This window comes from Paraburkholderia sp. GAS333, assembly GCF_050435665.1.
Classification (GTDB): Bacteria; Pseudomonadota; Gammaproteobacteria; order Burkholderiales; family Burkholderiaceae; genus Paraburkholderia; species Paraburkholderia fungorum_A.
This window is the reverse complement of record NZ_JBNDKS010000001.1, coordinates 1,948,475-1,967,171: the sequence shown is the minus strand read 5'-3', so window position 1 is coordinate 1,967,171 and position 18,697 is coordinate 1,948,475. Positions and strand designations below refer to the sequence as shown.

The following is an 18,697-nucleotide window of genomic DNA, read 5'->3' as shown; positions in this document are numbered from 1 at the left end:
TGTGCGTGAAATGTCAGAACCCGACGAGCCGCGCCGCACAGACGTAACGGTGGCGATGTCTACGCGCATCGTTGCGCTAACCAGACCAACTATCCGACGGAGCGTGGTGGCGAAAAGCCCCCGTGAGTCCCGCGCTGAGACATGAAAAGACTTTTGAAGTTACGACCGTTGCGCGCGATGCAAAATATTCTCCGCCAACCAGCGGTTCTTGAGAGAAGTACTGCGCTGACGCTGGCCGCGCTGCTCGGCGCATTGGCGGCGGTTGGCTCTGTCGACGCATTGGCGAAGCCGTCGATCTCGCAGTACGACCAGCCGAAATACCCAGCGGATTTCACCCATTTCGATTACGCGAATCCCGATGCGCCCGCTGACGGTACGCTTACGTTTCAAAACTATAACGAGTTCCAGACTTACGATTCGCTGAATCCGTTTCTGGTGCGTGGTGCGCCCGCGCCTGACATTCTGAACCTGATGTTCGACACGTTGATGCAGCGTAGCTGGGACGAACTGGCGTCCGAATATCCGTTGATTGCGGACAATGTCGATGTCGCCCCCGATCTGAGTTCGGCGACGTTCCACATCAATCCGGCTGCCCGCTTCTCGAATGGCGACCCGATTACCGCCGCCGACGTAAAGTACTCTTTCGACACGCTGACGAGTCCGCAGGCATCACCGCTTTTCAACGCGCAGTTCGCGGTGGTTAAAAGCGCGACCGTGATTGATAAGAGCACGGTACGTTTTGATTTCAGGCGTGCGGAACGTGACGCTCCGCTAATTGCGGGAGATCTGCCAATCCTCTCTCTGAAGTGGGGCATGCAGGCCGATGGCCGGCGTTTGCCTTTTGACCAGATGGCGACGGTGCCTCCCATTGGCAGCGGGGCCTATCTGATAGAAGCTCGGAAAAACGATAAGCAGATTTCTTATCGCCGTAACCCAGCTTACTGGGCAGCGAATCTGCCGTCGCGACGAGGAATGTTCCGCTTCGAACACATTACGTTCAAGCTGTATCGTGATCAGTACACGAAACTCGAAGCGTTCAAGGCCGGCAACGATGACATCGATGTTGAATACAGCGCGACGCAATGGGCGCGCAAATATGTCGGCAAGAACTTCGACAATGGAATACTGAAGAAAGGTGAATTCGCAGATGGTCCCGCGCAGATGCAGGGCTTCCTGATGAATTTACGCAAACCGATGTTCCAGGACGTGCGCGTGCGCCACGCGCTGAGTCTCGCCTTCGACTACGACTGGATGAACCGCATGATGTTCTACGGTCAATACCGGCGCGAGGAAAGCTATTTCGACGCGAGCCCGTTCGCGGCAACCGGCATGCCGGGCCAGAAAGAACTCGCGCTGCTCGAACCGTTGCGCGGCAGTATTCCGCCAGAGGCATTCGGTCCGATGCTAAAGCAGCCGACTACCATCGCTCCCGATTCATTGCGCGGCAATCTGCGTGAAGCGCGTGATTTGCTGGCGCAAGCGGGTTGGCGTTATCGCGATGGCGCATTGCGCGACGCTAATGGCACGCCAATGACAATCGAGGTGATAGATGACCAGCCCGGCATGGATCGTCTGATTCTGCCGTACATGCAGGCACTCGGCACGCTCGGCATTCAGGCACATATGCGTGAACTCGACAGTGCGCTCTATCAGAAGCGGCTCGATAACTTCGACTACGACATGACGACCTATATTTATCCGCCGGTTACGATTCCGGGAGCGGAACTGACGCGCCGTTTCGGGAGTGCTGCCGCATCGCAGATAGGCTCGGAGAACTATCCGGGCATTCGTTCAAAGGCGGTGGATTCACTGATTCATTCCGCGCTTGCCGCCGACAATCTCGACGATCTGGAGGCCGCGACCCGCGCACTGGATCGCGTGATGATCAACTCGTATTACCTCGTGCCGCATTATTACGGACCGGACGCGCGAATCGGCTATAAGACGAGGCTTGGTTATCCGGCCATTGTGCCGACCTCGTATCAATACGAAGACTGGGTAATCGACTACTGGTACGCGAAGCAGCCGCCCGCGCAAACCGCATCTTCTTCCACGACTACGGCCCACTGAGGCACTGCATGCTCGCCTACATTCTCAGACGATTGCTCCTGATGGTGCCGACACTGCTCGGCGTGGTGACGCTCACCTTTGTCGTTACGCAGTTCGTGCCGGGTGGGCCGGTCGAACAGGTAATGACGCAACTCCGCCACGGCACTGGCCGTGGTGGAGAGGCAGGGGCGGGCGGTGGTGGCTATCACGGCAGCCAGGGTGTCGATCCGCAACAACTCGAACAGATCAAGAAACAGTTCGGCTTCGATAAACCGCCGCTAGAACGCTATTTTCTGATGCTCCGGCGTTACGCGACATTCGATCTCGGCCAGTCGTACTACCAGCATGACAGCGTATGGGCGGTGATTCGCTCGAAGCTGCCGGTGTCGATCACGTTGGGACTGTGGACGGTATTGCTGACCTATCTGGTGTCGGTGCCTTTAGGTATTGCTAAAGCGGTACGCAATGGCTCACGTTTCGATACGCTCACCAGTGTTCTGGTACTCGCGGGTTATGCGATTCCAGGCTTCGTACTCGGCGTTTTGTTGCTGATGCTGTTCGGCGGCGGCACCTTCTGGCAGGTGTTTCCCATGCGCGGTCTCACGTCGGATAACTTCAGCGACCTCAGTACTTTCGGGAAGCTACTCGACTATCTGTGGCATATCGTCTTGCCGGTGACTGCTTCGGTGGTGGGCAACTTCGCGATCGTCACGATCCTCACCAAGAATACTTTTCTCGAAGAAATCGGCCGGCAGTATGTATTGACAGCGCGCGCGAAAGGTTCGCCGGAGCGTGACGTGTTGTGGAAGCACGTATTGCGCAATGCGGCGATTCCATTGCTGACCGGTTTGCCCGCGGCCTTCGTCGGCGCGTTTCTGAACGGCAATCTGCTGATCGAAACACTGTTCTCCCTCGACGGCATGGGCCAGCTTTCGTACGACTCGGTGATTCGCCGTGATTATCCCGTTGTGCTCGGCTCGCTGTTTCTGTTCACGCTGATCGCCCTCGTAACCAAACTCATTGCTGACGTCTGCTATGTCCTCGTCGACCCCCGCATCCAATTCAACCGCCTGGACCGCTGATTCGTCCGGCGCGGCGCACGCGGCGTCGCCGTCACCGTGGCGGCGTACGTGGCTTCGCTTTAAACAACAGCGCCTTGGCTACTGGAGTCTGGTGATCTTCGTGTCGCTGTTCGCCATCAGCCTGCTCGGCGAGGTGCTGTCGAACGATCGTCCGCTGATAGTCCGTTACGACGGGCACTATTATTTCCCGATCGTGAAGGATTACCCGGAGACGCTATTCGGCGGAGACTTTCCTGCGCGCGCGAATTATCTCGACCCGTATATCCGCTCGCGCCTCGAATCCAAGGGCAACTTCGCGGTCTATCCGCCGAATCATTTTCATTACGACACGATCGACTACTTCGCCGCACATCCTTATCCCGCTCCACCGACCACGACGAATTGGCTCGGCACGGATCAATTCGGACGCGATGTGCTGGCTAGACTTCTTTATGGCTTCAGACTGTCGGTACTGATGGCGCTTGCGCTCACGGTATCGGGCGTATTGATCGGCGTATTGACGGGGGCTATTCAGGGCTTTTATGGCGGCAGAACCGATCTTGTCGGTCAGCGGCTGATCGAAATATGGAGTTCGATGCCGGACCTCTACCTGCTGATTATTTTCGCGTCGATTTTCGAACCCACGCTGTGGCTGCTCTTCATTTTGCTGTCGATGTTCGGCTGGCTCGTGCTGTCCGACTATGTGCGCGCCGAGTTCCTGCGTAACCGCTCGCTCGACTACGTGAGAGCGGCGCGCACGATGGGTCTGAGCAACTGGCAGATCATGTTGCGCCATGTATTGCCGAACAGTCTTACGCCCGTGATTACATTCCTGCCGTTTCGAATGAGCGCGGCCATTCTGTCGCTGACGAGTCTCGACTTTCTCGGACTTGGCGTGCCGCCGCCGACACCGAGCCTCGGCGAGTTGCTACAGGAAGGCAAAAACAATCTCGACGCATGGTGGATTTCGATGTCGGCATTTGCTGCACTGGTCATCACGTTGTTGCTATTGACCTTTATGGGCGACGCGCTGCGTAATGCACTCGACACGCGTTCGCGCGGTTCGGCCTTCGGTGGAGGTCCGCGATGACAGCAACGCAGATGCACGAGAACAGACCGTTGCTCGAAATCGACCGCTTTTCCGTGCGTTTCGGTGGGAAGGTGGCAGTGCATGAATTGAGCCTTTCAATTGCACGCGGCGAGCGCGTGGCGCTGGTCGGAGAATCGGGTTCCGGTAAGAGCGTGACGGCGTTATCCATTCTGCGCCTCGTAGAACATGCGGAATTGAGTGGCCGGATGTTGCTCGACGGCGAGGACCTGTTGCAGAAAACCGAGCAACAGATGCGCGGCCTGCGTGGTGCCGACGTGGCAATGGTGTTTCAGGAACCGATGACCGCGCTCAATCCGCTCTTCACGATCGGCAAGCAGATTGCGGAAAGTCTACGGCTGCATGAGGGTTTGCGTCCCAACGCAGCGCGCCAGCGCGGCATCGAGTTGCTGCGCCGTACCGGCATTCCCGAACCCGAGCGCAGAATCGACAGCTTTCCACACCAGTTGTCCGGTGGGCAACGACAGCGCGCAATGATCGCAATGGCACTTGCATGCCGTCCGCGTCTATTGCTCGCCGACGAGCCCACCACCGCGCTCGACGTCACCGTGCGTCAGCAGATTGTCGATCTGCTGATTTCGTTGCAGGAGCAGGAAGCAGCGGAGCGCGGCATGGCGGTGCTGCTCATCACGCACGATCTGAATCTGGTGAAGCGTTTTGCACAACGTGTCGCAGTGATGGAGAAGGGCGTTCTCGTGGAAACCAACACCACGGAAGCACTATTTGCAAATCCGCAGCATCCGTACACGCAGCGTCTGCTGGACAGCGAGCCGCAACGGGCGATCGAACCGGTCGACTCGAAAGCACGTCGTCTGCTCGAAGTGCAAGGGCTGGCCGTCGATTACCGCACGTCGGCGAAAGGCTGGCGTTCGATGTTCGGCAGTTCCACTTTCCGTGCAGTTCATGACATCGATCTGAGCGTGCGGCGCGGGGAAACGCTCGGCATCGTCGGCGAATCGGGGTCGGGAAAATCGACGCTCGCGGCTGCGGTGCTCGGTCTTCAGCAACCGGCTGCGGGCTATATTCATATCGACGGCATGCCGCTTTCGACGCTGAAAACCGCGAAGTCGCGTCGCGCGTTGTATTCACGCATGCAAGTCGTGTTTCAGGACCCGTTCGGCTCACTATCGCCGCGCATGACCGTCGAGCAGATTATTGGCGAGGGTCTCGTCATGCATCGCCCGGAAATCGACGTCAAAGCGCGTCGCGCGCGTGTGGGCAGTTTGCTCGAAGAAGTCGGCATGCCCGCCGATTCGATGCTGCGCTATCCCCAGGAGTTCTCCGGTGGTCAGCGGCAACGCATTGCGATTGCGCGCGCCCTGGCGGTGCAGCCGGAATTGCTGGTACTCGATGAACCGACCAGCGCACTCGACGTATCGATCCAGAAGCAGGTGTTGAGTTTGCTCACCAATCTGCAAAAGAAATACGCTCTAAGCTATCTGTTCATTACGCACGATCTGGCGGTGATGCGGGCCATGGCGCATCGCGTGATCGTGATGAAATCGGGGCGTATCGTCGAAGCCGGTGACACGCTCGACGTATTGCATGCGCCATCGCATCCTTATACACGGTCGTTGCTGGCCTCGTCGCTTGCCGTGCCCGAGCAGGCCGTCAGCATGATCTCAACGGAAAATGCCAATGATTGACGAACGTTGGGCGCAAGCCGCCCGTGCGCTAAAAAGTGACGCGGCGTTCTGGTCGCTGCGCATTGTCGACGAACGGGTCGACGATCACGAAATCCGCAACGATATCGCGCAGCCGCTGCGCACCGTGCGCGATCGCGGCGCGATGTTGATCGCGTGGGTCGGCGCAGGCGCGGGTTATGCGGCTACCGCGAATCTGTCGGCAGCGGGTTTGCAGGCGGCGCTCGATATCGCTACTGCACGCGCTGAAGCAAGCGCGTCGCTTTCGTTGATCGATCATCGCGAGGTTGTGCGGCCTGCTGCGAGCGGTGCCTATATATCGCCGAATGTGCAGAAGCCGTTGCCGGGCCGGGCAGAATGGCTCGACATTCTGGGCACGGAATGCGCCCGCGCGAATCTCGATACGCGCATTGTCGAGCGCGTTGCGGCGGTGCAGATTACGCATGCCGATCAGTTTTATATCACCAGCGAAGGTGTTCGAATTGATCAGCAATTCCAGTTCGTGATGCCGCAATTGAGTGTAGCGGCCCATGCGAATGGCGATACGCAGACACGCACGCTGGGCGGCAATTACGGCACGCTGGGACAAGGCGGAATGGAAGTGCTGGCGCGTTTCGGTTTCGAAGGATCAGGCGTGCGCGTCGCTAATGAAGCACTGCAATTGCTGGCTGCGCCGAATTGCCCGTCGGGTAAGCGTGATTTGCTGCTCATGCCCGATCAGATGATGTTGCAGATTCACGAATCGATTGGTCATCCGCTGGAGCTTGACCGGATTCTCGGTGACGAACGCAATTTTGCGGGCTGGAGTTTCGTCAAGCAGGAGATGTTCGGTTCGTATCGCTACGGCTCGGAATTGCTGAACGTCACGTTCGATCCCGATCTGCGAGAAGAAGCGGCTGCTTATGCATTCGACGACGACGGCACGGAAGCGCGCAAAGAATATCTGATTCGTGACGGCATACTCGAACGTCCGTTAGGCGGCGCACTGTCACAGCAGCGCGCGGGAATGTCAGGCGTTGCCAACTCGCGCGCATCGAACTGGAACCGGCCGCCAATTGACAGAATGGCGAATCTGAATATCGAACCTGGCGAGAGTTCGCTGGAGCAGATGATCGGCAATATCGAACATGGCATTCTAATGCGCACGAATACGTCGTGGTCGATTGACGATCACCGGAATAAATTCCAGTTCGGCTGCGAATTCGGTCAGCTGATTGAAAACGGCAAACTCACTCAGGTTGTAAAGCAGCCGAATTATCGCGGCATATCCGCGAATTTCTGGCGCAGTTTAAGTGCGGTGGGCAATGCATCCACTCGCGAAGTGTATGGCACGTCGATGTGCGGCAAGGGCGAACCTGCGCAGATTATTCGTGTGGGACATGCGTCGCCCGCATGCGTGTTCAGCAATATCGACGTATTTGGAGGCGCGTGATGAGCCAGTTGATTTCTTCACGCGCGGCGGCGTCAGTGGACTGGCAAAGCTATTTCAATTCATTGGCCGATGCCATCGAGCGTTTGCAACAGAGCGGCGAGACCACACTCAGCTCATTTGCGGGTGAGCAGTCCGACTTTATCCGCTTCAACGCGGGCAAGGTGAGGCAGACCGGCAGCGTGTCGCAAGGCAAGCTGACGCTGCGTCTGATCGACGGAGCACGTCAGGCGTATTCGACGCTGACGGTTTGCGGCGATCTGCAACAGGATCTCGACGACGTCAGCTCGGCGCTCGCCGCCTTGCGCGAAGGTCTGCGCGATGCCGCCGACGATCCGCATCTGCTGTTCGACACGACGAAATGGTCACGCGTCACGCAGCGTTCCGGCAAGCTACCCGATCCCGGTAATCTGTCCCGCGTGGTGGCGGAGTGTGCAAAGGGGCTCGATTTCGTCGGCTTCTACGCCGGCGGCACGATTGTGCGCGGCTTCGCGTCCACGAGCGGTAGTCGGGGCTGGTATGAGGTGGACAACTTCAATTTCAGCTGGTCGCTCTATGACCCGAGCGGCCGCGCGATCAAGACGACTTACGCTGGCGACGACTGGAGTGACGCTGTATTCGCCAATAAAGTCGAGCAGGCCGCGACTCGACTCACGGTGCTCGCGCGAGCGCCGCGTGCATTGTCGCCGGGGCGTTATCGTTCGTGGATTGCGCCTGCCGCGCTTGCCGAACTGTTGGGCGTTGCTTCGTGGGCCGGGTTTTCCGCACGGGCTCAGGCGAGTTCGCGTAGTGAGTTGTACAAGCTGCATACCGGTGAAGTGACGCTCGATCCGCGTGTGACGATCAGCGAAGATCTGACGCTCGGCATTACACCGGGTTTCAACGACGACGGCTATTTGCGCGACAGCGTTGCGCTGATCGAAGCGGGCCGGAGTGTCGAGCGACTGACTAACGCCCGGAGCGCACGCGAGTATGGGTTGACACCGAATGGCGCATTGCCGAACGAATCGCCCGTCGCGCTTTCAATGGAAGCGGGTGATCTGCGCGAAGAAGATGTACTCGCAAAACTGGGTACAGGTCTTTACATCGGCAATCTCTGGTATGTGAATTTTTCGGACCGGATGAATTGCCGGCTCACCGGTATGACGCGCTTTGCGACCTTCTGGGTGGAAGACGGTGAGATCGTTGCGCCGCTCGAAGCCATGCGTTTCGACGATAGCCTGTACCGCCTGCTAGGCGGCGAACTCGAACAACTCGGTGCGGAAGCCGAACTGCAATTGAGCGATTCGACCTGGGGCGAGCGTGCCACGGGCGGCATGCAACTACCCGGCATTCTGGTGAGATCATTTGAACTGACGTTATGAGCCTATGGGTCAAAAAAATCTAGAAGAAAAAGTAGAATCTGGGAGATTGCCCGAGGGCATGACGTTGCGTGCATTGCGTGTTGCCGACGCCGAGCAATTCCACGCGATGCTGCAGTTGCCCGCGGTCGTTCATGGCAATCCGCATGTGCCATTCGAGTCGGTGACGGTTACGCGGGAGTACATCGAAAAGCTCGATCCGCGTGAAATAGCTATTGCGGCGATGGTAGGCGATACGTTTGTCGGTGAAGCGGAATTGACGCCATTCAAAGGTCGGCGTGCGCATGCCGGATCGCTCGCGATTGGTGTTCACGACGCGTGGCAGCGGCGCGGCATCGGCAACGTGTTGATGAGCGAATTACTCGATCTCGCCGATAATTGGCTCGGCCTGCGTCGCATCGAGTTGACCGTATTCGCCGACAACCATGCGGCGCTCGCGTTGTATCGCAAGTTCGGTTTCGTGATCGAAGCGCGTCAACGCGGTGCTGTCTTGCGTCGCGGCGTGTTGATAGACTGCTATTTGATGGCTCGTTTGCGCGAACCCGCACCATTGATGCCGCCAGTCTCCGGTTCCAACCTCGCCGCGAACTAGACCATGAACGAAACAACGTTGCAGAGCGACGCGTCACTCAGGAATCGCGTAACGGTGAAGCGATGCGAACCGGCCGATATGGAAGCGCTCGCCGAAATCATGAATCTGCCCGCCGTGCGGCGCGGCACACTGTCATCCGGCTACCGCAGAATTGAACAGATGCGGGCATGGAGTGAGAGCAGGCGCGAGGGCAGTGTGATCGTGTGCGCATGGCTCGACGACACGATAGTGGGCAATGCCAGCCTTGAAATGAATCGCCCCAGCCGTTCACATTGTGCGAGTCTCGGTCTGGCGGTGCACGATGCGTATCACGGCCGCGGTGTCGGCTCGGCGCTGCTGCAGGCGCTAGCCGATTACGCCGACAACGCGCTGGGGTTGCGCCGGGTTGAACTGACCGTGTTTGCCGATAATGTGCCGGCAATCGCGCTATATCTCAGCGGTGGGTTCGTCGAAGAAGGGCGCTCGCGTGCTTATGCAATGCGCGACGGCGTCCTGGCCGACGTCATACATATGGCGCGCATTGTCGATGCGCCTCGCTTCGAGACAATCTGAACAGGGCTCTCGCGTGCCTATATTTTTCATCGATCGTCCGGTTTTCGCGTGGATCGTCGCGCTCGCTATTGTCGTGGCGGGCGCGCTCGCGATCCCGCAATTGCCGGTCGCGCAGTATCCACGGCTCGCGCCACCGCGCGTCGTCATAACCGCCACCTATCCGGGTGCATCGACAGAAGTGGTGGATGCGAATGTCGGCAGCATCATCGAGGAAAGTCTCGATGGCGCCGACAATATGCTCTATTACGAAACCACCAGCGACAACCTCGGCGATCTGGAAATCGATGCGACGTTCGCGCCCGGCACCAATCCCGATCTCGCTCTGGTCGACATTCAGAACCGGCTCAAGCAGGTTGAGCCGCGTTTGCCGCAGCAGGTCGTACAGCAGGGCATCAGCGTGTTCAAGGCGGCCAACACGTTCCTGATGCTGGTCGCGCTGACATCGACCGACGGTACGCGTGACTCGGTGCAATTGAGCGACTATCTGAGTCGCTACGTGCTGCGCGAATTGAAGCGCGCGCCCGGCGTGGGCGCGGCGGAACTGTGGGACGCGGACGAAGCGCTGCGTATCTGGCTCGATCCGATGAAGCTGCGCGAATACGGACTGGGCGCAGCCGATGTCAACGCTGCGATTGCTGCGCAAAATGCAGCGGTCACGGCGGGTACGTTGGGCGATGCGCCGTTCGTGCCAGGGCAGCAGATCACCGCGTCGGTGAGCGTGAAAGGGCAACTGGTCTCGCCGGACGAATTCGGACAGATCGTATTGAAGGCGTTGCCGGATGGCTCGGCCGTGCGTCTGCGCGATGTCGCGCGAGTCGAACTGGGGCGGGACAATTACTCGTACTGGTCGCGCCTGAACGGCAAAGCGGCGGCGACGGTCGGTATTCAACTGGGGCCGCGCGGCAATGCGCTCGAAACTTCCAATGCAATTCGTGCGAGGCTCGCGGAATTGTCTAAAGGATTGCCGTCCGGCGTCGCAGTCGAAATTCCTTTCGACAATGCGCATTTCGTGCAGATTGCCAGTCGCGAAGTACTCGTCACGCTTGCCGAGGCAGTCGTACTGGTGTTCTTCGTGATGTGGCTGTTCCTGCGCGATTTACGCTATACGCTGGTGCCGACTGTCGTGATTCCCGTCACGCTGATGGGCGCGTTTCTAGCGATGTACATATGCGATCTGTCGATCAATGTATTCACGATGTTCGGACTCGTGCTGGCAATCGGCATTCTCGTCGACGACGCGATCGTGGTCGTGGAAAGCGTGCATCGTGTCATGGAAGAAGAGGGCCTGCCACCGCGCGAAGCGACGCGCAAGGCGATGTCGCAGATCGGCGGTGCGATTGTCGGTGTGACGGCTGTGCTGACGGCCGTGTTCGTGCCGATGGCATTCTTCCCCGGCGGAGTCGGCGGAATTTATCGCCAGTTCGCGGTGTCGATGATCGCGTCGATGCTGGTGTCGTCGTTTCTGGCTTTGTCGTTGACGCCCGCGTTGTGCGCGAATTTGCTCAGGCCGCACACGCGCCCGGTCGGTCAGCGCGATGCGCGTCGCGGGTTGCCCGGTTTCGCCGCGCGCGCCGCAAGCCGTTTTACGTCGGGCTTCGACCGCACCGCACGCGGCTATCGCGAACTGACTGCGCGCACGCTGCGTCGCATCGGCCCTATGTTCGCCGTCTATGCGGTGCTGGTCGTCGTATGCGGGCTGCTCTACTGGCGCATGCCCGGCGGCTTTCTACCGAGCGAGGACGAAGGCCAGTTGCAGGTGATGGTGCAATTGCCCGCTGGCGCGACGCAGGCGCGCACGTTGGCGGTGGTGCAGCGGATGGAAAAGATCCTGCATGACGAGCCCGCCATCGCGAACGTCACGAGTGTGATCGGGTGGAGTTTTGCCGGCAGCGGTCAGAACGTCGCGATGGGCTTTGTCGAACTGAAAGACTGGAGCCAGCGCGATACCGACGCGCTCACTTTGCGCGACCGTCTCAACGACAGCTTCAGCAAAATTCTGGACGGCGACGTCGAGGCGCAATTGCCGCCATCAGTGCCCGGTATCGGGCATTCGGATGGCTTCGTGTTTCGTCTCGAAGATCGCGGCGGTGTCGGACTCGCTGCGCTGAAGGCCGCGCGTGAACAACTGTTTGCGCAAGCGAAGGCGAGTCCGGTATTGACCTCGGTGCATTCCGAAGATCTGCCGGACGCGCCGCGCGTCGAACTCTCGATAGACCGAGCCAAAGCGTACGCATTCGGCGTACCGTTCGACCGTATTGCAGAAATATTGGGCAGCACGTTCGGCTCGACTTATATCGACGATTTTCCGACTGGTGGCCGCATGCGCCGCGTGATGATCGCAGCCGATGCCGACACACGTATGACGGAAAACGACCTGCTGGCGCTCGCCGTGCCCAACGCGAGCGGCGGCATGGTGCCGTTATCGGCGATTGCAGCAAGCCATTGGTCGATCGGTCCGGTCATGCTGACGCGCTACAACGGCTATCCGTCACTCGACGTGAGCGGACGCGCTGCGCCCGGCCACAGTTCCGGCGCGGCGATGGCGGAGATGGAGCGGCTCGCCGCTTCGTTGCCGGTCGGCGTGAGTTACGACTGGGTGGATGCCGCGCGCGAGGAAACTGCTGCTGCACAGCTTACGCCGCTGTTGATCGGCCTGTCGCTGCTCGCTGTATTCATGGCGCTGGCTGCGCTATACGAGAGCTGGACGATCCCGTTTGCGGTCTTGACGGTCGTGCCGCTCGGCGTGATCGGCGCGGTCGTGGCGATGTTGTTGCGAGGCATGCCGAACGACGTGTACTTCAAGGTCGGCATGATTACCGTGATCGGTCTCGCGGCAAAGAACGCGATTCTGATCGTCCAATTCGCGCGCGATCTCTATCGGCGCGGCATGCCTTTATCGCGCGCTGTCACTGAAGCAGCGGGGGCGCGTTTCCGGCCGATCGTGATGACATCCGCCGCTTTTCTGCTCGGCGTTGTGCCGCTGGTGGTATCCAGCGGCGCGGGCGCGGAAAGCCGTCGTTCGATTGGTACAGGCGTGGTCGGCGGGGTGCTCGCGGCAACGTTGTTCGGACTGGTGTTTGCGCCGGCTGCGTTTTACGCGGTCGCCTCGTTGACGCACGGCAGGCGACGGCTGGCGGAATTGCGCCGCAAGCGTGCGCAACGGCATACGCGTCACAGTGAAACCCAATCCGGTTCGCTCGACAAATCATCACTGACGTAACGCGTTTTCTCGCGGTTGTGTGCAATCGGGCACGCAGGCATCACGCTGTTCGCAGCGTCGGCGCACCGACTGCGCGCCGACCGTCAGCACGAAGTTCAACCGGCCGGCTGAGTGGCGGCGGGAACCGGTGCGGCGCCGCCTGAGGTCGGCGCGGCGCTGGCCGACACGTGCGCTTGCGCGGGCAAACAGTCCGCACGATATTCGACCTGCAATTTCTGCTCAGCCTTTTCCAGATCGTTCGGATAATCGGCGTCATCGCCATTGCTGGGCTGATAGCCAACCGATTCGAGTTCACCGAGTTCGCGCATCAACTGCTTGTGCGTCACTTCGCCTTTCATCTGTTTGAACGGGTAATCGTTGCATTGTTGTTGCGTGAGACCGGGCGCGGCCATCGCGGAAGCGCTGCCAATCAGAAGAAGAGTAGTGAGCAAGGTTTTCGTTGCGAGCTTCATTTTTTTCCATCCACGAGAAGGTTCGAATCGGACCGCGAATAAAACGGCGGGCTGAACGGAAGGCTAGTGGAGGTGGTCTACCGAACCGGCGTCGGCAGAATGAAATTTGTTTTATCGTTGCGCGGACTCATGTCGAGGGCCTTTCTGCTGACTTTCCGCGGCCGTTTTGCGAACTTAAATTATTCTTCATGAAACGGACGTTCATCCGCTACGAGGCCCGGCGTAGCCTGCATTCCGGCACTGTGGCAAAGCGTCGGCGTCCGCCGAAACGCACGTCCGTGCACTGAACGCGCTAGCCGAATATGGCATCATGTCCTTCTACTGATAACCGGTCGCGTCCGTCGCTTGCATCGGTAGAGCGGGCCGCGGCGCATGCAATGATCATGTCGCGAGTATTGACGATCGAAGATGATGAAATTACCGCGAATGAAATTGTCGGTGAACTGAAAAGCCGCGGCTTCACCGTGGATTGGGTGGCGAACGGCCGCGACGGCATGGCTCGCGCAATCAGCGAAGACTACGACGTCATTACGCTCGACCGTATGCTGCCCGGCGTCGACGGCCTCACGATTCTAACCACCATGCGCAGCATCGGCATTCAAACGCCTGTGTTGATGCTCAGCGCGCTAGGCGATGTCGACGAACGCGTACGCGGTCTGCGAGCAGGCGGCGACGATTATCTGACCAAGCCGTTCGACCCCGAAGAAATGACCGCACGGCTCGAAGTTCTGCTGCGCCGCAGCCAGACGCCGGCTGCGCAGCTCGAAACCCATTTGCGGGTCGGGCCTCTCGAACTCGATCTGATTTCGCGCAAGGTTCAGCGTGACGGCGAAGAGATCGTGCTGCTGCCCACCGAGTACCGCGTGCTCGAATTCATGATGCGTCATGCTGGGCAAACCATTACTCGCACCATGCTGTTCGAAGCGGTATGGGGTTATCACTTCGATCCGGGCACCAATCTGATCGACGTGCATATGGGCCGGTTGCGCAAAAAGATCGACCCTGCCGGTGTGACGCCGATGATCCAGACCGTACGGGGTTCGGGCTATATCCTCGCATGAGCGATATTCTGATGGACACAACTTTGCCCGCTCAATCCGCGCTCGGGCAGCGCTGGCATTCGACCACGTTCCGGCTGCTCGCCATTTACGCGGTCATTTTTTCGCTTTCCGTGATGGTGCTGCTGGGCGTGATCGGCTGGGCCGTGACCGGCGACATGGAACGCGAATTCGATGTGGTGATGGACTGGCAACTGATCTACTTCGATTCGCTGCCCGACGCCGACCTCGCCGATGCAATTCACCGCCGCATCGAACACGAGCGGATGCACTCGAATTACTACGGTTTGTTCGGACCTGACGGCCGTTTGCTCGCAGGCGACGTGCTCGCCTATCCGCCGCAATTGCCGACCAATCGTACGGGCAAGACGCTCGATCTCACGATGTCGATGAGGCACGACGAAGCGCCGCCACGCGTGCGCGCAATGGCCGAGCAGCGCAAGGACGGCTCGACCCTCGTGATCGCGCGCGACCTCACGCACGTGCTGCGGATTCGCGCGACCATCATCAAGGCGCTGGTGGGCGGCGGCATTCTGTGCCTGCTGGCGGGCGCGGCGGGCGGCCTTGCGCTGAGCGTGCGTCAGATGCGTCGGCTGAAGGCGATCCGGCATGTCACGCAGCGTATTGCGCAGGGCGATCTCGCGCAGCGCCTGCCGATTGGCGGGCGCGACGAAGTGGATATGCTCGCGCATCTGGTGAACCATATGCTGGCCGAAGTCGAACGTCTGATGAACGAAGTAAAGGGCGCATGCGACGGCATCGCGCACGATTTGCGCACGCCGTTGGCCCATGTTCGCACGTTGCTCGCGCAGGCGGCGGAGCGCACCGAGTCGCATGACGACGCCGAGTTAGCCGGGCTGGTGGACCGCGCACGCACCGAAACCGACGCACTGCTCGACCGCTTTCGCGCGATGCTGCGCATTTCCGAAATTGGCACTTTGCAACGACGCGGCGGCTTCAGCGAAATGCAATTGCAAACGCTGGTTCAGGAGGTGGGCGAGCTTTACGAACCGCTCGCGGAGAGCCGTTCTATCCAGCTTTCGGTGCACACTCAGGCGGTGGATGCAATTCATGGTGACCGTGCATTGCTATTCGAAGCACTGAGTAATCTCGTGGACAACGCGATCAAGTTCACGCCTGAAGGTGGAGTCGTACGCATGGAATTGCGTCAAACGCCGGCAGGTCCGCAAGTGGATATTGTCGACAATGGTCCGGGCATTGCCGCCGACGAACGTGATGCGGTATTGCAACGCTTTTATCGCGGCGAAACGACCCGACATCTGGCCGGCTCGGGACTGGGCCTCAGTATTGTTTCTGCAGTGATGCGAGTACACGATTTCACGATGAAGATCGGCAATGCGCAACCGGGCGCGAGAATTTCCATCGAATGCTGGTCGAGGACGCTTGCGTGACCCTTTGCTTATTTTTCCCTGTCATTGGCAGATGCTGAATGCGCGTTTTATTCGTAGGTCCTTCTCACCCGGAGGCCGCCTGGCTTTTCAAGGCGCTTCAGGAGAGCGCACATAGTTTGCAACGGGCCGACGATCTGCGTGACGGCGTTTTTCTCGCCACGCAGGAGGCCTTCGATGCAATCGTGCTGATGGTTCTCGACATTGGCCTTTATCCATCGTTGCTGACGTTTCTCGGCGAGTTTTCGTCGGCGGGTAATGGTGCATCGATCATTGCGGTGCTCGGCACCGCCACCGCCCAGGATCGCACCCGTGTTTTGCGGGCCGGCGCGGATGCCTGCTTCGGTCAGCCTTATTCGTTTATTGAAATGCATGAACGTCTGCAGGCTTTGAGGCGGACCAGCGGCGCTCGCGCGGTCGCGGCGAGTTCGGTTCCTGCGTCGATTCCCGCCGCATTTGGCAGTCCCTCTCTCGACGCGGCCACCCGGGAACTCGTTTTTGGTATGCACCGGCTTGCGGTGACGCGGCGTGAATTTCTTTTGCTCGAATGCTTATTTCGGCAGGTGAACGCGCCAGTCGCACGAGATCAACTGATTCGCTATGCGTGGCCGGAAAAGGAAGATGTCGATCCATCCAGCGTCAATCTGGTGGTGTCACGGTTAAGAAGAAAGCTGACCGATGAAGTGCCTCAGGTCAGGATCGAAACGGTAAGCCGGTTTGGCTACCAGGTGTCGATCGATTCCTGAATTCTAGCTTCGCTCTCGCAGTACCCAATCCACCTTTCCTTATTTGCTCCACTTGCAACCGTTCCGCGTCGCGAGTGGAGTGAATTCGTCCGTTCCTTTCAATCTTCGTTTGCATGATGCAAAGGTGCTCATGCGGGTTGGGTCAATGATCGATTCATGAAAATGCAACGCGTCGATTGAAACTCAGTCTTGCAGATGCAGTGCTTTCTGACCTCGATATATTCGTCGCGTGGTCACATTCAATGAAATGAAAACGACCCTACTGTTGTCAGCCATCCTTAATAAACGAAAGGTATTGCATGAATCGGAAGATGAAATGGACGCACATGGTCGGGGCACTGCTGTGTGTCGGCGTTGCAGGCACGGCGCACGCGCAAAGCAGCGTCACGCTGTACGGGCTTCTCGATACGGGGATCGATTTCGCCAATAACGTGGACGGCGGCCATCTTTATCAAATGGCGAGCGGAGTGAGCGCAGGGAGCCGCTGGGGCGTGAGGGGCAAGGAAGATCTGGGCGGTGGTCTGTCGGCGATATTCGATCTCGAAAGCGGCTTCAATTCGACCACTGGCAGCCTCGGCAGCGGTCTCGCATTCTCGCGTAACGCGTATGTGGGGTTGGCCAGTCAGACGGCCGGTACGCTGACGCTCGGGCGGCAATGGGACCCTCTTGTCGATCTGATCGAGCCGTTCTCGCTGAACGACAGCTACGGCGGCTGGTACTTCTCGCATCCGAATGACATGGATAACCTCGACAACGGCTTTGCGATCAGCAATGCGGTGAAGTACACGAGTCCGACGATTGGCGGCTTTACAGGCGAGGCGCTCTATTCATTCGGCGGACAGGCTGGGCAATTCTCGAATAACTCGGCTTATAGCGCGGCGGCGTCGTACACCAATGGTCCATTCTCGATGGGTGCGGGCTATTTGCGCGTCAACGATCCTGAGGAATCGATCCAGAGTTATCAGAACGGCACGGGCTTTACTAATGCGGTATATGGCGACTATCTCGCCAATGCGCGAAGTCAGGGCATCTTCGCGGCGGGGGCGTCGTATTCGATCGGCAAGTTCAAGGTGATGGGCAATTTCACCAACGTGAACTTCCAGCAGGGCGATGACGGTCAGGACGTCAAGTTCCAGAACTACGAAATAGCCGGTACATTCCAGGCAACCAGCCAGTTGAACCTGGCAGCGGGCTATACCTACACCGATGGCCGTAACCACGCGACAAATCAGGAGCCGAAGTATCAGCAGCTCAATCTGAGCGCGGAGTACGAGTTGTCCAAGCGGACCGCCGTCTATGCGCTAGCGGCATTGCAACGGGCCAGCGGTGGTGCGGTCGCGCAGATTGCGGGTTTCGATCCGTCGACCACGGGTGAGCAGGTGGTTGGGCGGGTGGGTATTCGCCACTCGTTCTAACGCTTTCGTACCAACTAAAAGAGCGCGTTGCCCGATGGGTAACGCGCTCTTTTCTATTACGAGCCAAAGTAGGTGTTGCAGAAACTCACCGGGCCGACGCAACTGTTGGCGGCGGTGCTGGAAGGTGTTGTCGCACAGCCGGATAACAGGAATCCGGCTGCGACAGCGACAACGGCGAAACGGGCAGATCGTTTGATCGCGGTGCGGAAAGTCATTGATATCGTGGTGAAAAAATAGCGGGCGGGCGCCCAAACACGTTAGTGCGCGTAGACAGTCGAATTCAGATAGGCAAGCTGACCGTCCTTCTCCGCATGCACCAGTTCCCGATAAACCTGGGCGCGCGTCTTTTCAACAACCGGTTGACCGTATGGAGCCACCCACGTTCCGGCGGCGCCGACCGAAGGCGTCGTATTCGCGGCAACCTGCATCGACGGTGCTGCATTCTGCTGCGTGGCGGGTGCCGTGGTCGACTGGGCAAATGCGGAAGCAGTTGCAGTAACGCCGATAAAAGCGATGGCAAGGGTCAAGGATTTCATATACGGATTCCTCACAAATTGGATTGGCTGGAGGCCGAGGCGCGAAGCGAAGAATGGCATTCGTGG

The 18,697-nt window shown here is 59.0% G+C and carries 16 protein-coding genes; 14 read left to right on the top strand and 2 right to left on the bottom strand.

Annotation, left to right across the window (positions count from 1 at the left end; translation table 11 throughout):
- The first annotated feature begins 177 nt into the window (after positions 1-177).
- The 9 genes from ABH945_RS08725 to ABH945_RS08685 are packed head-to-tail and all read left to right on the top strand — an operon-like array spanning position 178 to position 13,015.
- Complete coding sequence (locus ABH945_RS08725) at positions 178-2,070, top strand: extracellular solute-binding protein (RefSeq protein WP_429250291.1); 1,893 nt, start codon at positions 178-180, stop codon at positions 2,068-2,070.
- A gap of 8 nt (positions 2,071-2,078) precedes the next feature.
- Positions 2,079-3,131: a microcin C ABC transporter permease YejB gene (locus ABH945_RS08720; protein WP_074763633.1), complete on the top strand. Its 1,053-nt coding sequence runs from the start codon at positions 2,079-2,081 to the stop codon at positions 3,129-3,131.
- Positions 3,085-4,200 (top strand): ABC transporter permease, encoded by a 1,116-nt coding sequence (locus ABH945_RS08715; protein ID WP_429250290.1) that lies wholly within the window; start codon positions 3,085-3,087, stop codon positions 4,198-4,200. Before ABH945_RS08720 ends, ABH945_RS08715 begins: the two co-directional genes overlap by 47 nt.
- Positions 4,197-5,864, top strand: coding sequence for an ABC transporter ATP-binding protein (locus ABH945_RS08710; protein WP_429250289.1), 1,668 nt, complete (start codon positions 4,197-4,199; stop codon positions 5,862-5,864). The genes ABH945_RS08715 and ABH945_RS08710 overlap by 4 nt, the downstream gene beginning before the upstream one ends.
- A complete protein-coding gene (locus tag ABH945_RS08705; protein ID WP_429250288.1) occupies positions 5,857-7,293 on the top strand; it encodes a TldD/PmbA family protein in 1,437 nt (478 codons plus the stop codon). Before ABH945_RS08710 ends, ABH945_RS08705 begins: the two co-directional genes overlap by 8 nt.
- Positions 7,293-8,654, top strand: a complete 1,362-nt coding sequence (locus tag ABH945_RS08700; RefSeq protein WP_074763637.1) for a TldD/PmbA family protein — start codon at positions 7,293-7,295, stop codon at positions 8,652-8,654. The genes ABH945_RS08705 and ABH945_RS08700 overlap by 1 nt, the downstream gene beginning before the upstream one ends.
- Before the next feature lie 58 nt (positions 8,655-8,712).
- On the top strand, positions 8,713-9,243 hold the full coding sequence (locus tag ABH945_RS08695) for a GNAT family N-acetyltransferase (RefSeq protein WP_429250287.1): 531 nt from the start codon (positions 8,713-8,715) through the stop codon (positions 9,241-9,243).
- A gap of 3 nt (positions 9,244-9,246) precedes the next feature.
- Positions 9,247-9,795, top strand: a complete 549-nt coding sequence (locus ABH945_RS08690; RefSeq protein WP_429250286.1) for a GNAT family N-acetyltransferase — start codon at positions 9,247-9,249, stop codon at positions 9,793-9,795.
- 13 nt (positions 9,796-9,808) lie between these two features.
- A complete protein-coding gene (locus ABH945_RS08685; RefSeq protein WP_429250285.1) occupies positions 9,809-13,015 on the top strand; it encodes a multidrug efflux RND transporter permease subunit in 3,207 nt (1,068 codons plus the stop codon).
- A gap of 95 nt (positions 13,016-13,110) precedes the next feature.
- Here the strand turns inward: ABH945_RS08685 and ABH945_RS08680 are convergent, their stop codons facing one another.
- On the bottom strand, positions 13,111-13,467 hold the full coding sequence (locus tag ABH945_RS08680; RefSeq protein WP_429250284.1) for a DUF4148 domain-containing protein: 357 nt from the start codon (positions 13,465-13,467) through the stop codon (positions 13,111-13,113).
- A 383-nt stretch (positions 13,468-13,850) separates the two neighbouring features.
- Between ABH945_RS08680 and ABH945_RS08675 the strand changes: the two genes are divergently transcribed.
- The 5 genes from ABH945_RS08675 to ABH945_RS08655 all read left to right on the top strand — a co-directional run bounded on the left by ABH945_RS08675 (position 13,851) and on the right by ABH945_RS08655 (position 18,332).
- Entirely contained in the window at positions 13,851-14,528 is a 678-nt protein-coding gene (locus tag ABH945_RS08675; protein WP_074766336.1) for a response regulator transcription factor, read from the top strand.
- Positions 14,529-14,539: 11 nt separating this feature from the next.
- Positions 14,540-15,937, top strand: a complete 1,398-nt coding sequence (locus tag ABH945_RS08670) for an ATP-binding protein (protein WP_429250283.1) — start codon at positions 14,540-14,542, stop codon at positions 15,935-15,937.
- Positions 15,938-15,975: 38 nt separating this feature from the next.
- Complete coding sequence (locus ABH945_RS08665) at positions 15,976-16,680, top strand: response regulator transcription factor (RefSeq protein WP_074763642.1); 705 nt, start codon at positions 15,976-15,978, stop codon at positions 16,678-16,680.
- A gap of 299 nt (positions 16,681-16,979) precedes the next feature.
- Positions 16,980-18,095, top strand: a complete 1,116-nt coding sequence (locus ABH945_RS08660) for a porin (RefSeq protein ID WP_429250282.1) — start codon at positions 16,980-16,982, stop codon at positions 18,093-18,095.
- 72 nt (positions 18,096-18,167) lie between these two features.
- Complete coding sequence (locus ABH945_RS08655; protein WP_171910203.1) at positions 18,168-18,332, top strand: hypothetical protein; 165 nt, start codon at positions 18,168-18,170, stop codon at positions 18,330-18,332.
- A gap of 20 nt (positions 18,333-18,352) precedes the next feature.
- Here the strand turns inward: ABH945_RS08655 and ABH945_RS08650 are convergent, their stop codons facing one another.
- A complete protein-coding gene (locus ABH945_RS08650) occupies positions 18,353-18,631 on the bottom strand; it encodes a DUF4148 domain-containing protein (RefSeq protein WP_429250281.1) in 279 nt (92 codons plus the stop codon).
- Positions 18,632-18,697 lie beyond the last annotated feature (66 nt).